The 21,602-nt window shown below is 71.0% G+C and carries 23 protein-coding genes and 1 riboswitch; of the genes, 12 read left to right on the forward strand and 11 right to left on the reverse strand.

Annotated features, from left to right (window positions below; genetic code table 11):
- Positions 1-242: 242 nt before the first annotated feature.
- Both ACFPCV_RS12470 and ACFPCV_RS12475 read right to left on the reverse strand, forming a co-directional pair.
- Positions 243-881 carry a LytR C-terminal domain-containing protein gene (locus tag ACFPCV_RS12470; RefSeq protein WP_378056266.1) on the reverse strand — a complete coding sequence of 213 codons (639 nt, stop codon included), beginning with the start codon at positions 879-881 and terminating at the stop codon, positions 243-245.
- Positions 881-1,183, reverse strand: coding sequence for a DUF3263 domain-containing protein (locus ACFPCV_RS12475; RefSeq protein WP_378056267.1), 303 nt, complete (start codon positions 1,181-1,183; stop codon positions 881-883). Before ACFPCV_RS12475 ends, ACFPCV_RS12470 begins: the two co-directional genes overlap by 1 nt.
- 126 nt (positions 1,184-1,309) lie before the next feature.
- On the opposite strand from ACFPCV_RS12475, the gene ACFPCV_RS12480 reads away from it, so the two are divergent.
- Positions 1,310-1,879: a peptide deformylase gene (locus tag ACFPCV_RS12480; RefSeq protein WP_378056268.1), complete on the forward strand. Its 570-nt coding sequence runs from the start codon at positions 1,310-1,312 to the stop codon at positions 1,877-1,879.
- 169 nt (positions 1,880-2,048) lie between these two features.
- Positions 2,049-2,960 (forward strand): S1C family serine protease, encoded by a 912-nt coding sequence (locus ACFPCV_RS12485; protein WP_378056269.1) that lies wholly within the window; start codon positions 2,049-2,051, stop codon positions 2,958-2,960.
- On the opposite strand, the gene ACFPCV_RS12490 is transcribed toward ACFPCV_RS12485, so the two are convergent.
- Positions 2,901-4,061 (reverse strand): glycosyltransferase 87 family protein, encoded by a 1,161-nt coding sequence (locus tag ACFPCV_RS12490; protein ID WP_378056270.1) that lies wholly within the window; start codon positions 4,059-4,061, stop codon positions 2,901-2,903. The genes ACFPCV_RS12485 and ACFPCV_RS12490 overlap by 60 nt on opposite strands.
- A 108-nt stretch (positions 4,062-4,169) precedes the next feature.
- On the opposite strand from ACFPCV_RS12490, the gene ACFPCV_RS12495 reads away from it, so the two are divergent.
- Entirely contained in the window at positions 4,170-4,829 is a 660-nt protein-coding gene (locus ACFPCV_RS12495; protein WP_378056271.1) for a response regulator transcription factor, read from the forward strand.
- A 4-nt stretch (positions 4,830-4,833) separates the two neighbouring features.
- Entirely contained in the window at positions 4,834-5,907 is a 1,074-nt protein-coding gene (locus tag ACFPCV_RS12500; RefSeq protein WP_378056272.1) for a sensor histidine kinase, read from the forward strand.
- An 87-nt stretch (positions 5,908-5,994) separates the two neighbouring features.
- Here ACFPCV_RS12500 and ACFPCV_RS12505 read toward each other — a convergent pair whose 3' ends face one another.
- Entirely contained in the window at positions 5,995-6,549 is a 555-nt protein-coding gene (locus ACFPCV_RS12505; protein ID WP_378056273.1) for a hypothetical protein, read from the reverse strand.
- A gap of 204 nt (positions 6,550-6,753) precedes the next feature.
- Between ACFPCV_RS12505 and thiC the strand changes: the two genes are divergently transcribed.
- The 5 genes from thiC to ACFPCV_RS12530 all read left to right on the forward strand — a co-directional run bounded on the left by thiC (position 6,754) and on the right by ACFPCV_RS12530 (position 11,932).
- Positions 6,754-8,403, forward strand: a complete 1,650-nt coding sequence (gene thiC / locus ACFPCV_RS12510) for a phosphomethylpyrimidine synthase ThiC (protein WP_378056274.1) — start codon at positions 6,754-6,756, stop codon at positions 8,401-8,403.
- A complete protein-coding gene (gene thiD / locus ACFPCV_RS12515) occupies positions 8,400-9,239 on the forward strand; it encodes a bifunctional hydroxymethylpyrimidine kinase/phosphomethylpyrimidine kinase (protein ID WP_378056275.1) in 840 nt (279 codons plus the stop codon). The genes thiC and thiD overlap by 4 nt, the downstream gene beginning before the upstream one ends.
- A gap of 1 nt (position 9,240) precedes the next feature.
- A complete protein-coding gene (locus ACFPCV_RS12520) occupies positions 9,241-10,050 on the forward strand; it encodes an ion transporter (protein ID WP_378056276.1) in 810 nt (269 codons plus the stop codon).
- 68 nt (positions 10,051-10,118) lie between these two features.
- Positions 10,119-11,120, forward strand: coding sequence for a DNA-processing protein DprA (locus tag ACFPCV_RS12525; RefSeq protein WP_378056277.1), 1,002 nt, complete (start codon positions 10,119-10,121; stop codon positions 11,118-11,120).
- Positions 11,117-11,932 (forward strand): phosphoribosyltransferase, encoded by an 816-nt coding sequence (locus tag ACFPCV_RS12530; RefSeq protein WP_378056278.1) that lies wholly within the window; start codon positions 11,117-11,119, stop codon positions 11,930-11,932. The genes ACFPCV_RS12525 and ACFPCV_RS12530 overlap by 4 nt, the downstream gene beginning before the upstream one ends.
- A gap of 6 nt (positions 11,933-11,938) precedes the next feature.
- Here ACFPCV_RS12530 and thiG read toward each other — a convergent pair whose 3' ends face one another.
- The 3 genes from thiG to thiO form a co-directional block, all read right to left on the reverse strand.
- Positions 11,939-12,694, reverse strand: a complete 756-nt coding sequence (thiG, locus tag ACFPCV_RS12535; RefSeq protein ID WP_378056279.1) for a thiazole synthase — start codon at positions 12,692-12,694, stop codon at positions 11,939-11,941.
- 1 nt (position 12,695) lies between these two features.
- Positions 12,696-12,896, reverse strand: coding sequence for a sulfur carrier protein ThiS (gene thiS, locus ACFPCV_RS12540; RefSeq protein WP_378056280.1), 201 nt, complete (start codon positions 12,894-12,896; stop codon positions 12,696-12,698).
- 4 nt (positions 12,897-12,900) lie between these two features.
- The gene (thiO, locus tag ACFPCV_RS12545; protein WP_378056281.1) at positions 12,901-13,980 is read right to left on the reverse strand and encodes a glycine oxidase ThiO; all 1,080 of its coding nucleotides are present in this window, start codon (positions 13,978-13,980) and stop codon (positions 12,901-12,903) included.
- Positions 13,977-14,085, reverse strand: a riboswitch (TPP riboswitch). It overlaps the preceding gene by 4 nt.
- Before the next feature lie 21 nt (positions 14,086-14,106).
- Between thiO and thiE the strand changes: the two genes are divergently transcribed.
- Positions 14,107-14,766, forward strand: a complete 660-nt coding sequence (gene thiE / locus ACFPCV_RS12550; protein WP_378056282.1) for a thiamine phosphate synthase — start codon at positions 14,107-14,109, stop codon at positions 14,764-14,766.
- 115 nt (positions 14,767-14,881) lie between these two features.
- Here thiE and ACFPCV_RS12555 read toward each other — a convergent pair whose 3' ends face one another.
- Together ACFPCV_RS12555 and ACFPCV_RS12560 are read right to left on the reverse strand one after the other, a co-directional pair.
- Positions 14,882-16,027, reverse strand: a complete 1,146-nt coding sequence (locus tag ACFPCV_RS12555; protein WP_378056283.1) for a S1 family peptidase — start codon at positions 16,025-16,027, stop codon at positions 14,882-14,884.
- A gap of 196 nt (positions 16,028-16,223) precedes the next feature.
- Positions 16,224-16,973: a hypothetical protein gene (locus tag ACFPCV_RS12560; protein ID WP_378056284.1), complete on the reverse strand. Its 750-nt coding sequence runs from the start codon at positions 16,971-16,973 to the stop codon at positions 16,224-16,226.
- 96 nt (positions 16,974-17,069) lie between these two features.
- On the opposite strand from ACFPCV_RS12560, the gene ACFPCV_RS12565 reads away from it, so the two are divergent.
- Positions 17,070-18,065: a threonine ammonia-lyase gene (locus ACFPCV_RS12565; RefSeq protein ID WP_378056285.1), complete on the forward strand. Its 996-nt coding sequence runs from the start codon at positions 17,070-17,072 to the stop codon at positions 18,063-18,065.
- 61 nt (positions 18,066-18,126) lie between these two features.
- On the opposite strand, the gene ACFPCV_RS12570 is transcribed toward ACFPCV_RS12565, so the two are convergent.
- Together ACFPCV_RS12570 and ACFPCV_RS12575 are read right to left on the reverse strand one after the other, a co-directional pair.
- A complete protein-coding gene (locus tag ACFPCV_RS12570; RefSeq protein WP_378056286.1) occupies positions 18,127-19,650 on the reverse strand; it encodes an MFS transporter in 1,524 nt (507 codons plus the stop codon).
- Positions 19,647-20,402, reverse strand: coding sequence for a GntR family transcriptional regulator (locus ACFPCV_RS12575; RefSeq protein WP_378056287.1), 756 nt, complete (start codon positions 20,400-20,402; stop codon positions 19,647-19,649). The genes ACFPCV_RS12570 and ACFPCV_RS12575 overlap by 4 nt, the downstream gene beginning before the upstream one ends.
- A 180-nt stretch (positions 20,403-20,582) precedes the next feature.
- Here ACFPCV_RS12575 and ACFPCV_RS12580 point away from each other — a divergent pair, with 180 nt between their 5' ends.
- Positions 20,583-21,590, forward strand: coding sequence for an SIS domain-containing protein (locus ACFPCV_RS12580; RefSeq protein WP_378056288.1), 1,008 nt, complete (start codon positions 20,583-20,585; stop codon positions 21,588-21,590).
- Positions 21,591-21,602: the final 12 nt, after the last annotated feature.

Consider the following 21,602-nt stretch of genomic DNA (forward strand, 5'->3'; position numbering starts at 1 on the left):
CGGTTCAGAACCCGCGAGTCCCCGGTTCGGGACCGGCGAGTTACCCGTTCCGGTCGCACGAGGTTGCCGATCCGCGGCGAGGGTGCGCGCTCCGCGGGTTCGCGGGTCGTCACGAAACGTCGACTCGCGGGTCCCGAACCGGGAACTCACCGGTTCTGAACGCGGGACTCGCGGGTTCCGAACGCGGGACTCGCGGGTTCCGAACCGGGGACTCGCGGGTTTGGGGGACTCGCGGGGGCGGGTCAGCGTTCGTTTTTGTCGGTTTCGGTGTAGTCGCTTGTTACTACGATGATGATGCCCGCGGGCTGGTTGGCCAGGGTGTCGATGCGGGGTTTCACCGCCAGGCCGAACGTGGTGGCCAGTGCGCGGGCCGCGGCTTCCTCGGTCGTGCCCGGGCGGAAGAACACCGTCGTCTCCGGGAGGTTCGACGCCGAGTAGTTGCCGATCTCCGTGACCTGCCAGCCGTCCTCGCGCAGGTCGTCGGCGGCCGTCGCGGCGAGGCCACTGACCGTGCTGTTGTTCAGCACCCGCACGGGAACCGACTTCTCCGGCTCGCCGTTGCCGTCGCCCGGCGGACGGGCCGGGGTGGTGGTCGTCGTGGTGCCGGTGGTCGGCGACGAGCCGGTGGTCGTGGTCGTCGTCGGCGGGACCGACTTCGACGTGATCGCCGAGGACGGTGGGTTGCCGCCGGGGCGGGACGAGGACGACGTGGTCGACTCCGGGGGGCGTTCCCCGGTGCCGTTGCCGCCGTCGGCACGACCGTCGCCGTTGCCGCCGAACATGGTGACCAGTCCGATGACCAGGGCCACCGCCGCCACCCCGAGCAGGGCGAGGCCGGCGACCCGCAGTGGGCGCGTGGATCCGGAGTCTGGCGAGGTCATTACCGCTGCGCACCCAGCCTCGGCGCGGTCCGCGCGCGTTGCCTGCCGGACCGCAGCCTGCGCAGTCGCTTGACCAGCATCGGGTCGGCCTCCAGCGCGCCATTCTTGTCGATCAGCCGGTTGACGAGCTGGTAGTACCGCGTCGGCGACATGTCGAACAGCTCACGGATCGCCTGTTCCTTGGCGCCCGCGTACTTCCACCACTGGCGCTCGAACGCCAGGATCTCGCGTTCGCGCTGGGTCAGCTCACCGGCTGCGGGCAGGCCGCCAGCGGGCTCTGCCGGCAACTCCGCGGCGTCCATCTGGCTCCTCGCCAACCAGGTCGGTACTGAACCGGAATCACACACGTGTGATTTCCGGGTGCCATTACATCACGCTACCGCTGTCCCCGCCGGGACAACGCACCCGGTTTGGCTACAGTTCGCCACATGGCAGTTCACCCGATCCGGATCGCGGGCGACCCGGTGTTGCACAACCCCGTACGCAAGATCGACTCGTTCGACGACGAGCTACGCACCCTGGTCGACGACATGTTCGAGACCATGGCGGCCGCGAACGGGGTGGGCCTCGCGGCCAACCAGATCGGTGTCGACCTGAGGGTGTTCGTGTACGACTGCCCGGACGACGAGGGCGTGCGGCACCGCGGCGTCGTGGTGAACCCGGTGCTCGAGACCTCCGAGCGGCCGGAGACCATGCCCGACCCCGAACACGACCTCGAAGGCTGCCTGTCCGTGCCGGGCGAGTCGTTCCCGACCGGCCGCGCGCAGTGGGCGAAGGTCACCGGGCAGGACGTCGACGGCGAGCCGGTCGAGGTCGAGGGCACCGGCTACTTCGCGCGGTGCCTGCAGCACGAGACCGACCACCTCGACGGGTTCCTGTACCTGAGCCGCCTGGTCGGCCGCTACACCAAGGAATCGAAGCGCATGCTCAAGCGCAACGGCTGGGGCAGGCCCGGCCTGTCGTGGAACCCGGCGACCGAGGAGGAGCCGGAGCTCTGAGGGGACGGACCTCGACCTCGGATCGCCCGCGCGGCAACGGAGATCGATCCGGTCTTCCGGAACACGCCCCAGTACGTCGACGACCAGCTGAGCGCAGGGCGAACCAGGAACAAACACGCACCGCCGCACCCTTGTACGGGGTAGGACAGTGTCTGTGGCGGTGAGTGCGATGTCCGACGAGATGGACGCCTACTCGCGCACGGTGAGCGAGGTGGCCAGGACCATGACGCCGCACGTGGCGAGCGTGTCGCTGCGCGGAGGCGGCGGTTCGGCGGTCGTGTTCACTGGCGAGGGGCATCTGCTGACGAACGCACACGTCGTGGGTGGTTCGGGCAGCGGCGAGGCGACGTACGCCGACGGCGAGGAGTCCCGGTTCGACGTGATCGGCGTCGACCCGCTGTCGGACCTCGCGGTGCTGCGCGCGGACACGGCACCGGACCCGGCCGAGCTGGGCAGCGCCGACGACCTGGTCGTCGGTCAGCTGGTGGTGGCGGTCGGCTCCCCGCTGGGGCTCGCGGGCTCGGTGACCGCGGGCGTGGTGAGCGCGCTCGGCCGTGCGCTGCCGGTGCGGCAGGGACAGGCGGCGCGCGTGATCGAGGACGTGATCCAGACCGACGCGGCGCTGAACCCCGGCAACTCCGGTGGCGCGCTGGCCGACTCGCACGGCAGGCTCGTCGGGATCAACACCGCGGTGGCGGGTTTCGGTCTCGGCCTCGCGGTCCCGGTCAACGAGACGACACGGCGGATCATCGACACGCTGATGGTCGAGGGCCGGGTGCGGCGGGCCTACCTCGGGGTGGTCGGCATGCCGGCGCCACTGCCGGACGACGTCGCGGAGCGGACCGGGCAGCGGGCCGGGCTGCGGGTGATCGAGGTGGTGCGCAACGGACCGGCCGACCGGGCCGGGCTGCGCAAGGGCGACCTCGTGCTGACCGTCGCCCGCGAGCAGGTCCACGACGCGCAGGGCATCCAGCGCAAGCTGTTCGCCGAGGTCATCGACACCGACCTGGCGATCACGGTGCTACGCAACGGCGCGATGGTCGACGTGTACGCCCGCCCGACCGAGCTGACGGTCGGCTGACCGGAACGCCCACCACGCGAGCACACCCAGCGCGCACCACGCGTACGCGTTGCCGACCACGAACCCGGCGACGGTCGTGCCGTCGTCGGCTTCGTACCACCAGTGCGGGGACACGAGGAACAGCACCACCCCGCCCGCCGTGAACGCGGCCGGCACCCGGGAACGGTGCCGCCACGCCGCCACGCCGGTCGCGAACAGCAGCGGCACGGCCCACACCCAGTGGTGCGACCACGACACCGGTGACACCAGAAGCACCACGAAACCGTTGAGCCCCAGGGCGACCACCGGGTCGAGTGCCCTGCGCACGGCGAGCACGCCGACGGCCACCACCGCACAGACCAGCGCCAGCCACAGCACGCCCCGCTCGCCCCCCAGCCGGGCGAGGACACCGGCGAGCGACAGGTTCGACTCGTGCGACACCTTGCCGATGCGGCCCGGGTCGAACAACGTGCTCGTCCAGTACCGCACGGAGCCCCGCCAGTTCAGGACGAACCCGGCCGCGGTGACGCACGCGAACGACACGACGGCCGTCAGCGCCGCCCTGCGGTCGCCACGCAGCAGGAAGAACAGCACGAACGCGGCCGGGGTCAGCTTGACCGCGGCGGCGAGCCCGACCAGCACACCACGCGGCCACTTCGGCCCGCGCACCAGGCAGTCCGCGGCGACCAGGCCCATCAGCAGCACGTTGATCTGTCCGAAGTAGAGGGTCACGCGCACCGGCTCCAGTGCCAGCGCGAGCGGCAGGAACGCGCCGACGAGCACGAACACCGGTCGCACGGCCTGCGACCGCGCCATCACCACCAGCACGAACGCGAGCACCACGATCGAAGCCAGCGTGAGCACGAAGCTCCCCGCCTGGTGGGAAAGCAGCGTGAACGGCGTGAACAGCACGGCCGACACCGGCGGGTACGTGAACGGCAGGTGGTTGCCGATGAGCGTGGCGGGCAGCCGCCCGTAGAGGTCACCGCCCGCGAGCCACACCTGCGCGCCGAGCCGGTACACGTCCAGGTCGATGCGCAGCATCGCGGGCGAGGGCGGCGACAGGAACCAGCTCAGCACACCCGCGTTCACGACGAGGAGTCCGATCAGGAGCAACGGCATGCGACAAGGGGTACGAGCCGGGCGTTCCCGGCGCGGTAAGCACGACGTTTATCCCGCCCGTATCCGGCCGCGGGTAGCATCGCGCGCGCACTTCCCTGGGGGTTTCACATGCGCATACTCGTCGCGGAGGACGAGCGGCTGCTCGCCGACACACTCGTGAACGGCCTGCGGCACCTGGGTTTCGCGGTCGACGTCTGCTACGACGGCGACGCGGCCGCGGAACACGCGGTGACGAACGCCTACGACGTGGTGGTCCTCGACCGCGACCTTCCCAGGCTGCACGGCGACGAGGTGTGCAGGCAGATCGTCGCGACCGGCCGCGAGACCAGGGTGATCATGCTGACCGCGGCGGCGAGCATCCGCGACCGCGTCGACGGGCTGGGCCTTGGCGCGGACGACTACCTGACCAAGCCGTTCGCGTTCGCCGAGCTGGTAGCGCGGGTGCACGCGCTGTCCCGTCGCGCGCTGCCCACGCTGCCGCCGGTGCTCGACCACGCCGGTGTCACGCTGGACGGCCCGCGCAGGCACGTGACCAGGGACGGGCAACCACTGTCGTTGTCCCCCAAGGAGTTCGCGGTGCTCGAGGTGCTCATGCGCAACGCGGGCACGGTGGTCAGCCCGGAACAGCTGCTGGAGAAGGCGTGGGACGAGCACGCGGACCCGTTCACGAACGCGGTGCGGATGGCGGTGATGACGTTGCGGCGCAAACTGGGCGATCCACCGGTGATCCACACGGTGCCGGGCGCGGGCTACCGGTTCGGCGGGTGAGCCGGTGCGCCTGACGCTGCGTGCGCGGATCACGCTCGCGTGCCTGCTGAGCTTCGCGGCGGGTGCGGTGGTGTTCAAGTTCGTCCGGCCCTACCTGCGGGACTTCTGGTTGTCGGTGACCGAGGGCTACACGGTGTGCACGGTGGACATCGGTCCGCCCTTCCTGCCCGCCCCGAACTACTGCGCGGCGTGGAGCGGCGGCAGCAGGATCGTCGCGGGGGTGGTCGCGGTGGTCGGCGTCGCGGTGCTGGTCGTGCTGACGCGCCTGGTGGCGGGCCGGTTGACGCACCCGGTGCGGGCCATGACGGAGACGGTCCGGCAGCTGGGCCCGCAGAACCTGGGGCAGCGCGTCAACCACGCCGGTCGCCGCGACGACCTGCGGGTACTGGCCGACGCGCTGGACGAGATGCTCGACCGGGTCGCCACCGGCTACGAGGGCCAGCGCCGGTTCGCCTCCAACGCCTCCCACGAGCTGCGGACCCCGCTCGCGGTGCAGCGGACGCTGGTCGAGGTGGCGATGGTGACCGGCGAGCGGGACCTGTCCCGGCTGGCCGCGCAGCTGCTGACCGTCAACGAGCGCAACGAGAAACTGATCGAGGGCCTGCTGGTGCTCGCGGAGAGCGACCGGGGGCTGCCGGGCACCGAGCAGGTGCGGCTGGACGTTCTGGTCTGCGAGATCCTCGACCGGTTCGCCGAGCAGGCCACCAAGCACCACGTGACCATCCGGCGCGGCGTGATCGAACGGACCGTGCCCGGTGATCCCGTGCTGCTCGAACGGCTGGTCAGCAACCTGGTCGACAACGCGATCAAGTACAACGAGCCGGGTGGCGTCGTGGACGTGGTGGTCGCGCGCGAACCCGCGCTGTCGGTGCGGAACACCGGGCAGCGGGTGCCTGCCGAGACCGTACCCGCGCTGTTCGAGCCGTTCCGCCGCCTGACCTCGGAACGCACCAACCAGCGCGACGGCGCGGGACTCGGACTGTCGATCGTGCGGTCGGTGGCCGCCGCCCACCACGGCTCGGTGTCGGCGAGACCCGGCGACGACGGCGGCCTGGCGGTGACGGTCGACCTGCCGTGAACCGCTTGGCGGCACGCGCGATGCCGGTCAGGATGCGCGCACGACCGTCGCCGGGCCGTGCTGATCGGGCTCGGGGTGAAGCTCGCGCTAGGCCGTTGAGCGGCGCCACGGCAGCAGCGGCAGCGCGAGCGGCAGCGCCTCCAGCTCGGCCAGCTCGTCGTACCTCCCCGCCACGACCTGGGTCCTGACCTCGCTCAACGTCGTACTGGACGGTACGCAACCGGCCACCACGAACGGCAGCAGCAGCCGCCACGTCGACGCCACCGCCCGCCTGCGCCACGTCGGCGCGCGCAGCACCACGACCGCCGTGCGCAGGACGCGTTCGTGGGGTGTCGGCGGCGCCAGCTCCCAGCGGGCCGCGTCCGCCGCCGCGCAGCCGACGCAGTCCGGGGCGCCCGCCGCCAGCTCACCGCCACAGCCCGCGCAGGGCAGCTGCCGCAGCGCCCAGTCGACACACGCCCACGGGTAGTCACCCCGCGGTGCGTCGGCCACCACTTCGGGGTCCGGGTCCGGCAACAGCGCCCACGCCGACTCCCACGGACGGTCGACCGTACGCGCGCATCCCGGGCACGCCGGGTAGCCGCGGCCCGCCAGGTCTCCGCAGGTCGCGCAGGGTTTTGCCGCCGCAGGGTGCGCGTGCACACGGGTAACGTATCGCCGCCGCGTGGTTCTCGCCCTTGGCAGTGCCCCGAACGGCTGGTTATGGTCAGGGTGGGTGACCACAACTCAATCACCGCGGGAGCTCGCGCCTTGGCGGGCTGAGAGGGCAGATGGTGTCCAGTCACGGACCCGGTTCTGCCGACCGCCTGAACCTGACCGGGTAATGCCGGCGTAGGGAGATCCACCATGACCGCACTTGACGACCGTTCCGTGCGCCCCAGCGTGACCACCGGACCCATCACCGGGTCCCGCAAGGTCTACCGCGACATCGACGGCATCCGGGTGCCGTTCCGCCGGGTCGACCTAACCAACGGCGAGCACGTCGAGCTGTACGACACCTCCGGTCCGTACACCGACGACAACGCCGCCATCGACGTCCACAGTGGACTGCACCCCGTGCGCGCGGACTGGATCGCCGAGCGGGAACCCGTGAACGGCGCGGTTTCCCAGCTGGCGTACGCGAAAGCGGGGATCATCACCGAGGAGATGCGGTTCGTCGCCGCCCGCGAGGGCGTCGACCCGGAGTTCGTGCGGAACGAGGTCGCCATCGGGCGGGCCGTGATCCCGGTGAACCGCAGGCATCCCGAGGTCGAGCCCGCGATCATCGGCAAGAAGTTCCTCGTCAAGATCAACGCGAACATCGGCAACTCGGCCGTGTCGTCGTCGATCGAGGACGAGGTGGACAAGATGGTGTGGGCGACCCGCTGGGGCGCCGACACGGTCATGGATTTGTCGACAGGGAAACGAATCCACGAGACCCGCGAGTGGATCGTCCGCAACTCCCCCGTGCCCATCGGCACGGTGCCGATCTACCAGGCCCTGGAGAAGGTCGGCGGCGACCCGACGCAGCTGTCGTGGGAGGTCTACCGCGACACCGTGATCGAGCAGTGCGAGCAGGGTGTGGACTACATGACCGTCCACGCCGGGGTGCTGCTGCGCTACGTCCCGCTGACCGCGCGGCGGGTCACCGGGATCGTGTCGCGCGGCGGGTCGATCATGGCGGCCTGGTGCCTCGCGCACCACCGGGAGTCGTTCCTGTACACGAACTTCGTCGAGCTGTGCGAGATCCTGCGGTCCTACGACGTGACGTTCTCGCTCGGCGACGGGCTGCGGCCCGGTTCCATCGCCGACGCCAACGACGACGCGCAGTTCGCCGAGCTGCGCACCCTTGGCGAACTGACGCACATCGCCCGCGAACACGACGTGCAGGTGATGATCGAGGGCCCCGGCCACGTGCCGATGCACAAGATCGCCGAGAACGTGCGCCTCGAGGAGGAGCTCTGCGGCGAGGCGCCGTTCTACACGCTCGGTCCACTCGCGACGGACATCGCACCGGCCTACGACCACATCACCTCGGCGATCGGCGCGGCGCAGATCGGCTGGCTGGGCACCGCGATGCTCTGCTACGTCACGCCCAAGGAGCACCTCGGCCTGCCCAACCGCGACGACGTGAAGACCGGTGTGATCACCTACAAGATCGCCGCGCACTCCGCCGACCTCGCCAAGGGACACCCGCGCGCGCAGGAGCGGGACGACGCGCTTTCCAAGGCCCGCTTCGAGTTCCGGTGGACCGACCAGTTCAACCTGTCGCTCGACCCGGACACCGCGCGGTCGTTCCACGACGAGACGCTGCCGGCGGAACCGGCGAAGACCGCGCACTTCTGTTCCATGTGCGGCCCCAAGTTCTGCTCGATGCGCATCACCCAGGACGTCCGCAGGTACGCGGAGGAGCACGGGCTCACCGACGTGGCCGCGATCGACGCGGGCATGGAGGAGATGTCCGACCGCTTCCACGAGCACGGCCGCAACGTCTACCTGCCGGTGGTCGAAAGGTGACGGCGACGCCACCACGGGTCCTCACCATCGCCGGGTCCGACTCCGGCGGTGGTGCGGGCCTGCAGGCCGACCTCCGCACGTTCTTCGCGTGCGGGGTGCACGGCATGACCGCGGTCACCGCGGTCACCGTGCAGAACTCGCTCGGGGTCACCGGTGTCTCGGTGATCCCGCCCGATGTCGTCGCCGCCCAGATCGAGACGGTCGCCGAGGACATCGGCGTGCTGGCCGCGAAGACCGGCATGCTCGCCACCGCCGAGATCATCGCGGCGGTGGCGAAGGCGTGCGACAGGGTCCACATCGGACGGCAGGGCACCATCCCGTTCGTCGTGGACCCGGTGGCGGCGTCGATGCACGGCGACCAGCTGCTGCGCGACGACGCGATGTCGGCGCTGCGCACCGAGTTGTTCCCGCGCGCGACGCTCGTGACGCCCAACCTCGACGAGGTGCGGCTGCTGGTCGGCCACGACGTCCGCACCCACGCCGACGCCCGCGAGGCGGCGAAGGCACTGCACGCACTCGGTCCACAGTGGACACTGGTCAAGGGCGGCCACCTGCACGACGACCCGCAGTGCGTCGACGTGCTGTACGACGGCGAGACGTTCATCGAGCTGCCCGCGCCCAGGATCGACACGGTCCACACGCACGGCGGCGGCGACACCATGGCCTCGTCGATCACCTCGGCGCTCGCCCGTGGCGCCTCGGTGCCGGACGCGGTGCGGTTCGGCAAGTGGTTCGTCACCAACGCCGTGGCGCACGCGTATCCGCTTGGCAGCGGTGTGGGACCGGTCTCGGCGTTCTGGCGACTGCCCGACGACGGGACGTTTAGTCTCTCGTGACGTGACAACCCGGGACCGCGTACGCGCTCTTGTCGAGCACAAACGCTTCCAGCACTTCATCATCTGGGTGATCGTCGTGAACGCGGTCACACTCGGGCTCGAGACGTCCCCGGTGGTGCTACGCGAGGTCGGCGGCCTGCTGCACGCCGCCGACCGCGTCATGCTCTACATCTTCACCGCGGAGGTGGCGCTGCGGCTGTACGCGTACGGCCCGCGGTTCTTCCGCGACCCGTGGAACGTGTTCGACTTCCTGATCGTCGGGATCTCGCTGGTCCCGGCGTCCGGACCGTTCTCGGTGCTGCGCGCGCTGCGGATCCTGCGGGCGCTGCGGCTCATCTCGGCGGTGCCCGCCATGCGGCGCGTGGTGTCGGGTCTGCTCGCGGCGGTGCCGGGCATGGCGTCGATCGGCGCGTTGCTCGGGTTGATCATCTACGTGGCGGCGGTGATGGCCACGAAGCTGTTCAGCGGGATCTCGCCGCAGTACTTCGGCGACCTCGGCACCACGCTGTTCACCCTGTTCCAGACGATGACCGGCGAGGCGTGGCCGGACATCGCCCGCGAGGTGATGGCGCAGGCGCCGTTCGCGTGGATCTTCTTCGTGATCTACATCCTGATCTCCAGCTTCGCCGTGCTGAACCTGTTCATCGCGGTGATCGTGAGCGGGATGGAGAAGACCGTGACCGACGACCTGGCCGAGGCCGAGGAGCAGCACGCCGCCGACCAGGCACGGTCGGACGCGTTGATCCTGGCGGAGGTCAGGGCGTTGCGCCGGGAGATCGCCGAACTGAAGGAGCAACGGGAACGGGCGTGAGAGCGCCTCCGCTTCGAGGACGAACGCGCGACGGGACGAGCAGGCGATCATGCCGTAATATCGAACACATGCTCGATATTCGTCGCCTGGCCGACCCGTGGCGCCGGCAGCCCATCCAGTCCGGGCAGTTTAGGCTTGCGCGCATGGATCGGCCGTGGAATGAGGACGAGCGAGCAGCGCTCGTCGCGCTCCTTCGTACCCGTCCGGCCAAACTGACCTGGTCGGAGATCACGGCCGAGATCGCCACCCGCGGGAGCGCTCTGGCGCTGTGGGACGAGCTGAACCCGGCCGGCCTGTTCGACCACACCGATGCCCCTGACGGACCCGCGGCGGCTCTCGCCGAGGCCGCGCACGACGTGAGCCGGTGGCGCGCCGCGGACTTCGGTTTCCTGACCTTCGGCGACGACGACTACCCGGTTCAGCTCCGCGAGATCCACGAGATGCCGCCGGTCCTGTTCCACCGGGGAACCCTTGTGCCGAACGAGGTGGGTGTCTCCGTGGTCGGCTCTCGCCAGGCGACGACCAGGGGACTCGACATCGCCAGGTCGGTCGCGGCCGGTCTCGCGGCCCGCGGGATCACGGTGATCGCCGGGCTGGCCAGGGGCATCGACACGGCCGCGCACACAGCAACGCTGGAAGCAGGAGGCCGCACGGTTGCGGTGGTAGGAACGGGGATCACCAAGGTCTACCCCGCGGAGAACAGGGGCCTGCAGGACCGCATCGCGCGTGAAGGGCTCGTGCTCTCACAGTTCTGGCCGGACGCACCGCCCACGAAGCACTCCTTCCCCATGCGCAACGCCGTGATGTCCGGCTTCGGTCGCGCGACGGTCGTGGTGGAGGCAGGCGAGCACAGCGGTGCCCGCATTCAGGCGCGGAAAGCAGTCAGCCATGGTCGTCCGGTGATCTTCACCGACCTCGTGGTGGACACGAACAAGTGGCCGTCCGAGCTACTTGGCCGGCCAGGTGTGCACGTAGCGGCCAGCACCGCCGAAATCATGTCCGTTGTCGAGAAGATCGCAGCGGGTCCGGCGACCGTGGACAGCCTGCTCGCGGCGGCCACCAGGCGATGACCGGCCAGGGCCACCATGGAGACGACGCCTCCCGCCACTTGGTCGCCGACGCTCTGACCCAACAGCTCTACACCGCTGTGGGCGCGTTCTTCTGCAACACCCGACGGGGTGCGCAGAACATCTGCCCTGTCTGCACAGGTCCTGCTGCCATGCGCAGCCTGTGCGGGCCATGCCACGGAGCGAAGGAGACCTACGGCAGCAGTCTCGCCGATCTCGTCGTTCCACTGGCGTATGCCAAGGCACGCATGCCCTCGATGCACCAGTCCGCCCACCACGTACGTGCGTACAAGGCATCGCCTCCTGCTCCGAAATGTGCTCAGGACCTGCGATTCATGGCAGCGGCAGCGACCTTTGTGCACGGAAGGTGCATCGCCGCGACCACTGGCCAGTGGCATGCGGTGACGTTCGTTCCCTCCGCCGCGCGGCCGGGAGGCGAACATCCTGTGGCCGACATCGCCAGGGCCGTGCACGGCGTCCACGACGAAGCAGCGAAGGTCGCCCTGAGCGTGGGGCCAGGTCTGTGCGAGTCGCCTGCACGCGCGCCTCGCCCGGACCGCTTCGTCGTCCCTGCCACCTACCAGCCCTTCATCTCGGGCCGGCACGTCCTCGTCGTCGACGACACCTGGGTCTCCGGCGCCAAGTCACAGTCCGCGGCGATCGCCCTGAAGAACGTGGGAGCGGCACACGTGACCGTCCTCTGCGTGACCCGGTGGCTCCGATACGACTGGGATGACCACCGCCAGCTCATCGAGACACTCGACGAGCCGTACAACGCGATGCGTTGTCCGGTGACCGGCGGCGACTGTCCGTGATGGACGTCAGCGCGGTGGGCTCGATGCCTGGGCCCAGAACCGTTGCGGTACCCGGCCCGCGCCGTGCGCCAGGCGGCCTGCCAGCACGGCGTGCCGCATCGCCGTCGCCATCGCCTCCGGGTCCGTTGCCCTGGTGACCGCGGTCGCCAGCAGTACCGCGGAGCAGCCGAGTTCCATCGCGAGCGCCGCGTCCGACGCCGTGCCGATGCCCGCGTCCAGGATCACCGGCACGCCGGCCCTTTTCACGATCAGTTCGATGTTGTGCGGGTTGCGGATCCCCAGGCCGGTGCCGATCGGCGACCCGAGCGGCATCACCGCGACACAGCCGGTCTCCTCCAGCCGCAGCGCCAGCACCGGGTCGTCGTTGGTGTACGGCAGGACCGTGAAACCGTCGTCGACCAGCGTCGCCGCGGCTTCCAGCAGTTCGACGGGGTCCGGCAGCAGCGTGCGGTCGTCGGCGACGACCTCCAGCTTCACCCACGACGTGCCAAGCGCCTCGCGGGCCATCCGCGCCGTGAGCACCGCCTCCGCCGCGGTCCGGCAGCCCGCCGTGTTCGGCAGCGGGTCGATGCCCAGCCGCTCCAGCAGTTCCAGCACACCGGTGCCACCCTGGGTGTCCACGCGCCGGATCGACACCGTCGTCAGCTCGGTGCCCGACGCCTTCAGCGCGCGTTCCAGCACCGCCAGGTTCGCGGCACCACCGGTGCCCGTGATCAGCCTCGACGAGTACTGCCGGTCCCCGATGACGAATGGGTCGTCCATGTCAGCCTCCCTGCACCGCGGTCAGCACCTCGACGTCGGCGTCGTCGGGCACCACCTTCGTGTCGTGCTCGGTCCGCGCGACGACATGACCGTCCACCGCGACGGCCACACCCTTGGCCGGAACCCCCAGTGCGGCAAGGAGTTCGGTCACCGTCGCGCCGTCGGGCACCTCGCGTTCCGTGCCGTTGACCCGTACCTGCATCACGTCACCTCTCCAGTCGGGCGGGGTCGGCGGCCTTGATCTCCGCCGGCGGTTCGACGCCCGCTGCCATGGCGCGGATCGCCTCCGCCGTGATCGGGGCCAGCAGCAGGCCGTTGCGGTGGTGTCCCGCCGCAACCAGCACCCCCGGTTCCAGCCAGCCGACCAGCGGGAGGTTGTCCCTGCTGCCCGCGCGCAGCCCCGCCGCGGTCTCCGTCAGCTCGTACTCGGCGATCGCGGGCACCACGCGTTCCGCGTGGACGAGCAGGTCACGCACGCCACCCGCGGTGACCGCGGTGTCGAAGCCCGCCTCGTACTGCGTCGCGCCGAGCACCAGCTCGCCGTCGGCCCTCGGCACCAGGTAGACCGGCCGGGACTCGACCAACGCACGCACGGTGTGCCGGGGCGGCGGCAACGTGCCGTCCCTGGCACGCAACCGCAGGATCTCGCCCTTCACCGGCCGCACCGCCGACGCGAGCGCCGGGTGCAGCCCGCTGCTCCACGCGCCCGCGGCGATGACGGCCACCTCGCAGGGCAGTGCCGAACCCGCGAGTTCGACCGCACCGGCCCGCACCGCCCGCACCCGCTCACGGAGGAAGGCCACCCCCGCCTCGTACGCGGCGGCGGTCAGGCGCCGCAACAGTTCCCGGTTGTCGACAGCCAGGTCGCCGGGCACGTGCAGCCCACCTCGCACGGCGGGCCCGATGGTCGGCTCGACCCTGCGCAGCTCGCGGCCGGTGAGCCGGTCGACCGTCCTGCCCCGCCGCGCGAGGAAGTCGGCGACGACGTCGAGCTGCGCGGTGTCGGCCGCGTCGAACCCGGCGACGACCGTGCCCTCGGTGAACAGGTCGACGCCCAGGTTCGCCGCGAACCCCGGCCACGCAGCGAGCGACGCGGCGCCGACGTCGAGCAGCTCCTCCTCACCCGGCCACGCCTCGGTGACCGGCGCGAGCATCCCGCCCGCGGCCCACGACGCGCCGAGGGCCGGGGTGGGGTCGACGAGCGTCACGTCGTGTTCGGCCGCGAGCCGCCACGCGACGGACAACCCGATGACCCCGCCGCCCACGACGACCACGTTGTGACTCACAGCACATTCACGCTCCCTGCGCCGGCATGATCCGGATCAGGTTCGACGGTCGGGATCGGCAGATCCCCTCTCAGCCCAGTCCTCTGGACTCCCGTGCGGACCACCTCCACCGTATAGCGTGAACGGGTGCCTCGACCAGACGGAGACCGGATTCGTGCGCGGCTGACGGACGCGCGGCTGTACCTGTGCACCGGGAACCGCCCGGACCTGGCTGGGTTCGCGGACGCCGCGCTGGCCGGTGGCGTGGACGTGATCCAGCTGCGGGAGAAGGGCCTCGAGGCGCGGGAGGAGCTCGCCGCACTCGAGGTGCTGGCGGAGGCGTGCGCCCGGCACGGTGCGCTGCTGTCGGTGAACGACCGCGCGGACGTCGCGCTCGCGGCCGGCGCGGACGTGCTGCACCTCGGCCAGGACGACCTGCCGGTCCCGTTGGCCCGCAGGATCCTCGGCGAGGACGTGGTGATCGGCCGCTCGACCCACGACGGGCCACAGGCGAGCGCCGCGGCGGGCGAACCGGGCGTCGACTACTTCTGCACGGGCCCGTGCTGGCCGACCCCGACGAAACCGGGTCGCCCCGCGCCGGGGCTGGACCTGGTCCGCGCGACGGCCGCGACGGGCACGACCCGGCCGTGGTTCGCGATCGGCGGCATCGACGAGGAACGGCTGCCGGAGGTACTGGCGGCGGGTGCGTCCAGGGTGGTGGTGGTCCGCGCGATCACCGAGGCGGCGGACCCGGGGGCAGCGGCGGCGCGGCTGGCAGCGGCCCTGCGCACCACACCGATGCCCTGAAAGACGCTTTGGGGACGTTGAGCGTCCCGAAAGCGTCTTTCAGGGCAGGGCACGACTCGGAACAGAAACCAGCGGACGGGCCGGCAGGGTTCGGCCCGTCCGCTGGCAAGCACGGTCAGCCTGTGACGAGTGACAGGCCGTAGGCGCTCAGTGCTTCGTTGATCTTCTGGTAGTACGTCGTTCCGCCGGTGCGGCAGTTGCCCGAACCACCCGAGGTCAGGCCCTGGGCCTGGACGGTCGAGCCGGACGGGCTGCTCACCAGCGAACCGCCGGAGTCACCGGGCTCAGCACACACGCTGGTGCGGAACGTCTGGTAGACGCAGCCCTGCGAGTAGCACACCGTCGCGTTGGTGGAGGAGACGGTGCCGCAGTGCCAGCCGGTGGTGGAGCCGGAACGGCACACCGCCGCGCCGTTGCCCACCGCGCTCGAACCGGTGACGCGCACGTCACTGCCCGAGCTGTAGCGGTCGACCAGGCCCGTCTGCACCGCGGAGCTGGAGCTCACGGTGATGCGGCCGTAGTCGTTGGTGGGGAACGACGAACCGGAGACGCCGCCGATGGTGCCGCCGGTGCCGGACCACGTGCCGCCGCCGTTGGTGCAGTGACCGGCGGTGATGACGTACCGCGCGCTGCCGCTGCGGGCGTTGAAGCCCAGCGAGCAGCGGGAACCGCTCCTGGTGATCGCCTGTCCGCCGATCAGGTTCCAGAAGGTCTGCGGCCGCTCGGCGACGTGCTCGAAACGGACCTCCGCGCCCAGGCCCTTGGCCCAGCTCGTGGCCGCGGCGTCGGTGCCGTGGACGGAGACGACCACGGCGTTGGACTCCGCGTCGACCCGCCAGCCGGTGACCGACTTCGGCACACTGGCACTGCCCTGTGCCAGCTTCGAGGCGACGGCGTTCAGTTCGGCCTCGCTGTGCTCGACCACGCGGGCCAGCGCACCGGAGGCCTTGACCTCGCCGACGCGGCTCGCGTCGGCGACGTCCACCACCAGCTTGCCCGACTTCGCGTCGAACCGGCTGCCCGCGAAGTCGCTGCCCAGGGCGATTCGCAGGGTCTTGTCCTTCGACCAGGCCACCTTCTCCTGCTGGGACCGGGCTTGCGCCTGCTGCGGGGTCAGGCCGAGGTCCCGTTGCATCGCCGCCTGGATCTCACCCAGGTCCGACGTGACCGGCACGCTGTTGGCGGGCGTGGCGAACGTCAGCGCCAGGCCCAGTGTGAGCAGTGCGGTACTGCCCATGCGCACAAGGGTTGTGCGTTTCATCAGGGTTGCTCCCTCGTTTTCTTGCAGGGGGACCCAGGAGCGAGCAGGGGGGTGGAGCGGCTCCCGGGTGTTCAACAGAGGGGTCTCACCATCCGGGATGGATGGCCTCCTGAAAGTATTTGCATACGCAGCGTTGAGGCATCGCCCGTTCGGGGACAACAGTTGCCATAGTGCCCGAGCGGTTCGTTACGGAGAGTCAGTTCGGCGGGATGGCGCTGCCGCCGGGCGCCTCCACCTCGGTCGTCGTGGTGACCGGCGGTGTCGTGGTCGTCGTGGTGCTCGGCTCGCTCGGCGGCGTGGTCGTCGTGGTGGCAGGGCCCGTGGTGGTGGGCCCAGGCGGGGCCGAGCCGGGGGCAGGCGCGGTCGGCGCGGTGGTGGACGTCGCCGGGTCCGCGGGCTGTTCCTGCCGCTGGGTGTCGTCGTCGCGGTGCGGCAGGACGACGCTGCCGAACGTGGTGCCGGTGCCACCGGAAAGCGGCTCGCCGCGCAGCCACTCGATGCCGGTCACGGCCAGCATGCCCAGCGCGAACACCGCCAGGCTGCCGACGACCAGCATCGGCCACCGGCGCTTCCCGCGTTCCCCTTGCGGGCGGTCGCCGGGCTCCTCGTCCGGCGTGGCCTCGACCTCCTCGCCCGCCACCGGCGGCGCCGTCCCGGGATCGGCGACCAGCACGGTCGAGCCGCCGGACCTGCCGACGACCTTGGCACGCACCGTGCGCACGCTGTTGCTGGTCCGCTCGATCGACCGCAGGTAGAGGGCACCGCCGACGGTCGAGACGACGCTGGCCACCCCGGCACCCGCGATGGTGCCCGCCACCCCCATGGTCGAGCCGATCAGTGCCGCGGTGACCGCCGCGAGCGCGCCGGCCAGCACCTGGCTGATCCGCATTCTGTCCGCGTCCTCGTCCTTGTCGCTCATGATCCCTTCGTCTGCTTCGCGGCTCATCCACTTCTCCAACGGCAAGGACGGGCAGATCGCTCCCCCGGTCGGCCGATGGTGAGCACCGACACAGTCCATTGTGGACAGTGCATACTCGGAGTTGTGCAACTGACCACCATCGAAGACATCGACGCGGCCGCCGCGCGCATCGGCGACCGCGTCGTGCGAACTCCTTTGCTGCCCTGCCTTTGGGCGGCCCCCGACCGTCCCCTGTGGCTCAAACCCGAGCAGCTGCAACCCATCGGCGCGTTCAAGATCCGCGGCGCCGCCAACGCGATCGGGCGGCTGCCCGCCGAGGTGCGTGCCCGCGGGGTGGTCGCCTACTCGAGCGGGAACCACGCGCAGGCCGTCGCGTACGTCGCGAAGACCTACGGCGTCCCGGCGACCATCGTGGTGACCACGAACACCCCGCGGGTCAAGGTCGACGCCACCCGCGGGCACGGCGCGGAGGTGCTGATCGTGCCGCCCGCCGACCGCGAGTCGGCCGCGGCGGAGGTCGTCGCCGCGAACGGCGGCACGCTGATCCCGCCTTTCGACCACCCGGACGTCATCGCGGGCCAGGGCACCATCGGGCTGGAGATCGCGGCCGACCTGCCGGACGTCGAGGTGGTGCTCGTGCCGGTGAGCGGCGCCGGGCTGATCTCCGGGGTCGCGACCGCGATCAAGGCGATGGCACCGCACGCGCGGGTCATCGGCGTCGAGCCGGAGCTCGCGGGCGACACCGCGGAAGGCTTCCGCACCGGGCTGCGCCCGGACTGGTCGACCGACGACCGCGCACGCACCATCGCCGACGGGCTGCGGTCCACGCCGTCGGAACTGACGTTCGCGCACGTCCGCAAGTTCGTCGACGACATGGTCACCGTCACCGAGGACCAGATCAAGGACGCGATCGGCCTGCTCGCCACCAGGTCACAGGTGGTCGCGGAACCCAGCGGCGCGGTCACCACGGCCGCCTACCTGCACGCGAACCTGCCGAAGGGCAGGACGGTCGCGGTCAACTCGGGCGGCAACATCGACCCGGCACTGTTCGCGGAGATCCTCACGACCCAGGTCTGGACAAAGCCCTCACACAGCCAACGGAGCCTCAGGGGAACGTGACGGCACGCAACCACCATCCACCGGCGAACCGCGACGCTCGCTGGGTCGGGACCAGCACTTTTCACATGCGGGGAGGCGGGCCGGCCCGCATGTGTGTCGGCGGGCTCGTCACCCCGCAGCTCACGCAGTCCCCCGGCGCCGGCAGCTCGGGCGGGGCCGCCGCCGATTCCACAGCCGGGGCGAGCACGTCGTTGCGCACCCACAGCGCCAGCACGCCACCGACCACGCACAACCCGGCGCACAGCCACATCGCCGTCTGCCAGCCCGAGGTCATCGCGGCCGGGTCGGCGTAGGACTCGCCGGACAGCCCGGCCGCGGCGGGCAGGATCGCCACCGCGAGCAGGCCGCCGGTCCGCGCGATCGCGTTGTTCACCCCGGACGCCACCCCGGCGTGCCGGTCCTGCGCGGCGGCCAGCACCGTCGCGGTCACCGGCGCGACCACCGCGGTCAGCCCGAGCCCGAACACGACCACCGCGGGCAGCACGGTGAACAGGTACGACGCACCGGGCGTGACCCGGGTGTACAGCACCATCGCCAGCGCGATCACGAGCGGCCCGGCCACCAGGAACGGCCGCGGCCCGAACCGCTGCGCGAGCTTCCCGGACCGCGCGGACAGCAACAGCATGAGCACCGAGATCGGCACGCTGGCAAGGCCCGCGAACAAGGGCGAGTAGCCGAGCGACACCTGCAACTGCAGGACGAACAACATCATCACCCCGCCGAGCGCCGCGTAGACCACGAACGTCAGCAGGTTCGCCACCACGAACGTCCGGTTCGCGAAGATGTCCGGCGGCACCAGCGGGTCGCGCTGCCGCATCTGCAGCACCACGAACCCGACCAGGCACACCACCCCGAGCGCGGCCCCGCCGACCACCAGCGGGTCGCCTGCGCCGCGGCCGGGCCCCTCCACCAACGCGGTGGTGACCCCGGCGAGCCCCAGCGCGCCGAGCACCGAGCCCCACACGTCCGGACGCCCGCCCATCGAGTCGTCGCACGACTCGGGCACGTACCTCCTGGTCAGCCACACCACGGCCAGCCCGATCGGCAGGTTGATCAGGAACGCGAGCCGCCACGACCACGCCTGCACGAGCAGGCCGCCCACCAGCGGGCCGACCGCGCCCGCGATGCCGCCGAGACCCGACCACGCGCCGATCGCCCGCGCCCGGTCCTCCCGGTGGAACGACGACTGGATGATCGCGAGCGCGCCCGGGGTGAGCAGCGCGCCACCGATGCCCTGCAGGATCCGCGCGCCGACCAGCATCTCCGTGTTCACCGCCACGCCGCAGAGCAGCGAGGACACCGCGAACCAGCCGACGCCGACGAGGTAGACGCGGCGGCGGCCGTACCGGTCGCCGAGCGAGCCGGCCACCAGGATCAGCGCGGCGAGTGTCAGCAGGTAGCCGTTGACGATCCACTGCAGGCCGGCGACGTCGGCGCCGAACTCCGCACCGATGTGCGGCAGCGCGATGTTGACGACCGTGCCGTCGAGGAACGCCATGCCGGAGCCGAGGATGGTCGCGGCGAGCACGCCGCGGGCGACCGGACTGCCCCAGCGGACCTCTCCCCGGCTCTGGCTGGTGGTCATGAGGGCCGGTTGAGCTCCGCGACGAACTTGTACCGGTCGCCGCGGTACACCGACCGCACCCACTCCACCGGCCGTTCGGTGGTGTCGAACGAGTGCCGGGACAGCAGCAGCATCGGCATCCCGACGTCCGCGCCGAGCAGCTCGGCCTCGTGCGGCCCGGCGAGCGCGGTCTCTATCGTCTCCTCCGCGTGCCCCATCTCGACGTCGAAGCGGTCCCGCAGCACCTGGTACAGCGAGCCGCCGGGGGCCAGGTACTTGCGCAGGCCGCGGAACCGGCCGAGCGGCAGGTGGGTGGTCTCGATCGCCATCGGCTCGCCGTCGGCGAGGCGGAGGCGCTGCATGCGCAGCACCTTCGCGCCGGAACGGATGCCGAGCAGTGTGGTCAGCTCGTTCTCCGCCGGGATCTCCGAGATGTCGATGAGCTGCGACGACGGCTCACGACCCTGCGCCCGCATGTCCTCTGTGTACGAAGACAGCTGCAACCGCTGTGCCACCTTGGGTTCCGCCGCGAACGTGCCCTTGCCCTGCACGCGCAGTAGCCGGCCTTCCACCGTCAGGTCGGCAAGAGCCTGGCGCACGGTGGTGCGTGACACGTCGAACTCGGCGGCGAGTGAACGTTCGGTGGGGATCGGCGACCCCGGCGGCAGGGAGGCGAGCAGGTCGAGCAGGTGCCTTTTCAGACCCCAGTACTTGGGTTCGCGCATGGCGCGGGTACCGGCGTCGGGCTCCTGCGCGGCCGACGTTTCGAGCATGGCTCCTCCTCCAACGACTTCCCTGCTACAGCATGCCTTCCCCAGGCCGCCGACGCGATCACGCCGTACCGTTTTTGGGAATACCGTGACACCCGTGGTGGAGGCACACCCTACAGCGCTACCATCATTGGTCTAGACCTTAACGACCCGGGAGGGACGATGGCGGCACCAGGTGCCCGGATGTCCGAGGAGGTCGCCGAGCAGCCCGCGGTCTTCGACGCGCTGGTGGCACGGCGGGCGGACCTCACGGCGGTGGCACGGCTCATCGCCGCGCGCAGGCCCCGGTTCGCGCTGCTCGCGGCACGCGGGTCCAGCGACCACGCGGCGCTGTACGCGAAGTACCTGATCGAGGTGCTGCTGCAACTGCCCGCCGGCCTGGTGTCCCCGTCGACCACCACCCTGTACGGCGCGCGCCCGGACTTCACCGACGTGTTGTACCTCTCGGTGAGCCAGAGCGGCGGGTCACCCGATCTGGTGGCGGCCACCGAGGTGGCGCGCGCACAGGGCGCACTGACCGTCGCCGTGACCAACACCCCGTCGTCCCCGCTGTCCGACGCGGCGGAACTCTCGGTCGACATCGGAGCGGGCGAGGAACTGGCCGTCGCGGCCACCAAGACCTACACGGCGACCCTGCTGTCGCTGTACCTGCTGGTCGACGCGGTCCGAGGGGGATCGGGCGAAGCGGTCGCGGACATCGGGGAGCTGTCCGCGGCCGCACTCGCCGCCCCGGTCGAGGACGCGGTCGCCAGGTTCCGCGACATCGACCGGGTGGTCACGACCGGCCGCGGCTACTCGTCGGCCACGGCGGCGGAGGCCGCGCTGAAACTCGCGGAGACCAGCTACCTCGGCGCCCGCTCCTACAGCGGCGCCGACCTGCTGCACGGCCCGGTCGCCGCGATCGACGACCGCACCGGCGTGGTCGCCGTGACCAGCGCGGGCCACGGCGGCACCGCGATGCGCGACGTGGTGGAGACGGTGCGTTCGCGGGGCGCTTCGGTGCTCGCGGTGGGCTCGTCGGCCGCGGACGTGTCGGCGGATCTGCGCATCCAGGTCCCGGCGACGGCCGAGGAGGTCGCGCCGATCCTGGAGATCCTGCCCCTGCAGCGCCTGGCCCTCGCACTGGCCCTGGCCCGCGGCGGCGACCCCGACAACCCTCGCGGACTGAACAAGGTCACTCGCACTCTGTAGTCCTCGCCGCTG

Source organism: Actinophytocola glycyrrhizae (genome assembly GCF_042653545.1).
GTDB classification, from domain to species: Bacteria; Actinomycetota; Actinomycetes; order Mycobacteriales; family Pseudonocardiaceae; genus Actinophytocola; species Actinophytocola glycyrrhizae.

Bases quoted from the DNA above. Each gene is read 5' to 3' on its own strand.
- ACFPCV_RS12470 (WP_378056266.1), bottom strand. From the start codon at position 881: ATGACCTCGCCAGACTCCGGATCCACGCGCCCACTGCGGGTCGCCGGC.
- ACFPCV_RS12475 (WP_378056267.1), bottom strand. From the start codon at position 1,183: ATGGACGCCGCGGAGTTGCCGGCAGAGCCCGCTGGCGGCCTGCCCGCA.
- ACFPCV_RS12480 (WP_378056268.1), top strand. From the start codon at position 1,310: ATGGCAGTTCACCCGATCCGGATCGCGGGCGACCCGGTGTTGCACAAC.
- ACFPCV_RS12485 (WP_378056269.1), top strand. From the start codon at position 2,049: ATGTCCGACGAGATGGACGCCTACTCGCGCACGGTGAGCGAGGTGGCC.
- ACFPCV_RS12490 (WP_378056270.1), bottom strand. From the start codon at position 4,061: ATGCCGTTGCTCCTGATCGGACTCCTCGTCGTGAACGCGGGTGTGCTG.
- ACFPCV_RS12495 (WP_378056271.1), top strand. From the start codon at position 4,170: ATGCGCATACTCGTCGCGGAGGACGAGCGGCTGCTCGCCGACACACTC.
- thiC (WP_378056274.1), top strand. From the start codon at position 6,754: ATGACCGCACTTGACGACCGTTCCGTGCGCCCCAGCGTGACCACCGGA.
- ACFPCV_RS12525 (WP_378056277.1), top strand. From the start codon at position 10,119: ATGCTCGATATTCGTCGCCTGGCCGACCCGTGGCGCCGGCAGCCCATC.
- ACFPCV_RS12530 (WP_378056278.1), top strand. From the start codon at position 11,117: ATGACCGGCCAGGGCCACCATGGAGACGACGCCTCCCGCCACTTGGTC.
- thiG (WP_378056279.1), bottom strand. From the start codon at position 12,694: ATGGACGACCCATTCGTCATCGGGGACCGGCAGTACTCGTCGAGGCTG.
- thiS (WP_378056280.1), bottom strand. From the start codon at position 12,896: ATGCAGGTACGGGTCAACGGCACGGAACGCGAGGTGCCCGACGGCGCG.
- ACFPCV_RS12555 (WP_378056283.1), bottom strand. From the start codon at position 16,027: ATGAAACGCACAACCCTTGTGCGCATGGGCAGTACCGCACTGCTCACA.
- ACFPCV_RS12560 (WP_378056284.1), bottom strand. From the start codon at position 16,973: ATGAGCCGCGAAGCAGACGAAGGGATCATGAGCGACAAGGACGAGGAC.
- ACFPCV_RS12570 (WP_378056286.1), bottom strand. From the start codon at position 19,650: ATGACCACCAGCCAGAGCCGGGGAGAGGTCCGCTGGGGCAGTCCGGTC.
- ACFPCV_RS12575 (WP_378056287.1), bottom strand. From the start codon at position 20,402: ATGCTCGAAACGTCGGCCGCGCAGGAGCCCGACGCCGGTACCCGCGCC.
- ACFPCV_RS12580 (WP_378056288.1), top strand. From the start codon at position 20,583: ATGTCCGAGGAGGTCGCCGAGCAGCCCGCGGTCTTCGACGCGCTGGTG.